Below are 2,256 nucleotides of genomic sequence, written 5' to 3' on the forward strand. Positions count from 1 at the left end.
TATTAATGAACGAATACCCTATACTCTATAAAGGAACCGATGGACAGCCAGCTGCAGGTTATGGTGAGATGTGGACCACTGACGACCTTAGCAAGATTCCTGGTGTCATTCTCTACAAACAATATGTGCCAGATATAGACGGATTTGAACTGCATGGCGGTAACAAGCTCGTACTTCCGATAGCCTTTTGTGAAGTCCAGCAGACACCGCCAAATATCATCAAGGACAGTGAAGATTACATAGCCTTTTATCTTGTCTATCTTGGGACTTGATATGATACTCGTCAAAGGTATTCTTCGGTATTGTGACCAACAAGATGATGCCATGGAAGGAGAAGATGAAGATTCTAAAAAGCTGATTTACCGCTGCTGCTGTATTCAATATTTGATTTCTCATTCTCGACAATGATGTATGCGGGCATTATCATGTTCACAGTGATCAACATAAGCGCAATCCTGCAGTTTGTGGAGTTCCGGGAATATATGGAGACGTCATTCGTCATTCGCGAGGTAATAACGTTGAGTCTTTCTATAGCCATCAATTGTTTCTTCCTATATAGAATCTTACGATATATACTTGTATCACTGAAAAATAAATTTCTGCTATGATATATACTGACAAAGATTTTGTGTTACTCTATGCGCATAATGTGCCTGTGAAAGGAGATGACGAAGGAGTGATATACGATTTGCAAAAGGAAGACTTCTGCACATCCCGGCTGACATTGTTGATGTGTTCAACGATTCTAGGAAACTGAATATGGGACAGCTGAAGAAAAATACGCACCTTCTGATGAATCCATCATGGACCAGTACATGGAGTACTTCATCGGACAAGACTGGGCCTTTGTCACAAATAATCCTGAGCGCTATCCGGCCCTAGATTTCTCTCATTGCCGCATTCCTAGCTTGGTTTACAATGCGATAGTCGATGTAGGACCGTGGACATCGAAGACGGTAGAACAACTCAGTGCCTGCAACTGTAAGTTCATGGATCTGATGCTTGACCAGATAGAAACAGTATCGTTGCTGCCTTCGATAGCAAAGACTATAGATACTTCTACAATTATTAAGTATAATCTCTATTGTAAGGTAGATATGGATCTGGAAAAATGAAGCAGCTCCTCAAAAGCGTAAAGGGAATTAAGTTCAGTAAGATGCTGGTGTCTAAAATAGCACGGCTGGACAGAAACTGTCTGTCGATGGTTTGCCATCAGACAAGATCGTGCTGGTCGATCAGGAGAAACCTATCGGCAAAAAATATGTCAGCTACCAGTATTTTGCAGAAGCGCTATACTACGATACCTATCGACATAAGAAAATTTACGTGGATCAACATGGATACATATATAATGTCCCGGGGGACAATCGAAAACTGGGTAACATCTCATCTGACAACCTCCGGAAGATCTGACAAAGGAAAGGAGTACCTGAATATCTCCAACAGGCCTAATCCTAAGAAGGACTCCTGCTTACGATATTCCTATTTTGCGTCTATTTAAACTTTAAGACAATGATAAAACATTAATATTTTCACTCATGATGCTGCTGACGGCATCAGTAACATCACAGGATATATCTAACAACTGCCGTATGGTCGTACATATAGAAAACATTCCTATCCTGACAAATAGAATCTATTTGGCTGTCTTCAAGAATGCTAAGGAATACGATGAAGATAAGCCGTACAGACTGGTCGTCTGCCCTGTCCATAAAAAAAGCATGAGCGTTCGGGTATCATTGCCGAAAGGAACATATTCCGTGAAGATTTTCCAGGATCTCAACAACAACAGGAAGGTCGATACCGTGTTTGGCATCCCTAGGGAGCCCTATGGACTGTCTAATAATATCAATGGCTTCCCGAATTGGAAAAAAGACCAAGTTTTTATGTAAATGGAACTAAAATTGTTAAAATTAAAATGAGATACAGACTATGAACAAGATGGATGCTTTCTTAGTAGCCAATAAAAGAAATTACTTTGATAGACTCTTTGACGTGAAGATGTCCGATGAGGATTTCATGAAAGCGTTATATTCTTTGAAGAACGAGAATCTATCTGCACCCATTGCTGAGACTTCAGATGCCGCTCATACTTTCAGCTGTATTGTCTACAGATTAAGTCTCTGTGAAACTTTTTATTCATGCAGGCAGTTACAATGTAACTGCGTACACAACTACTACAGTTTTGCTTGTGTCAATATGTCAAAGATCTGTCTCAAGGTAAAAGCAAGGCACAAAAGACTCACGTCCTCACTG

3 protein-coding genes and 1 pseudogene are annotated in these 2,256 nt (G+C 40.3%); 3 read left to right on the forward strand and 1 reads right to left on the reverse strand.

All coding sequences use genetic code 11. The features are described from left to right. Positions 1 to 188: 188 nt before the first annotated feature. Positions 189 to 326 (reverse strand): annotated as a pseudogene (locus tag PREMU_RS15915) (hypothetical protein); the annotation flags it as partial. A 477-nt stretch (positions 327 to 803) separates the two neighbouring features. Between PREMU_RS15915 and PREMU_RS00285 the strand changes: the two are divergent. The 3 genes from PREMU_RS00285 to PREMU_RS15355 all read left to right on the forward strand — a co-directional run. After that, positions 804 to 1,115 carry a hypothetical protein gene (locus PREMU_RS00285; protein ID WP_007572180.1) on the forward strand — a complete coding sequence of 104 codons (312 nt, stop codon included), beginning with the start codon at positions 804 to 806 and terminating at the stop codon, positions 1,113 to 1,115. Positions 1,116 to 1,592: 477 nt separating this feature from the next. After that, a complete protein-coding gene (locus PREMU_RS00295) occupies positions 1,593 to 1,892 on the forward strand; it encodes a DUF2141 domain-containing protein (protein ID WP_169311296.1) in 300 nt (99 codons plus the stop codon). 40 nt (positions 1,893 to 1,932) lie between these two features. Further along, positions 1,933 to 2,256: hypothetical protein (locus PREMU_RS15355; protein ID WP_007572184.1), on the forward strand; the 324-nt coding region annotated here is incomplete at its 3' end.

Source organism: Hallella multisaccharivorax DSM 17128, from assembly GCF_000218235.1.
In the GTDB taxonomy this organism is placed as follows: Bacteria; Bacteroidota; Bacteroidia; order Bacteroidales; family Bacteroidaceae; genus Prevotella; species Prevotella multisaccharivorax.

Coding starts and splice junctions, on each gene's coding strand:
- PREMU_RS00285 (WP_007572180.1), top strand. CDS start 804: ATGGACCAGTACATGGAGTACTTCATCGGACAAGACTGGGCCTTTGTC.
- PREMU_RS00295 (WP_169311296.1), top strand. CDS start 1,593: ATGGTCGTACATATAGAAAACATTCCTATCCTGACAAATAGAATCTAT.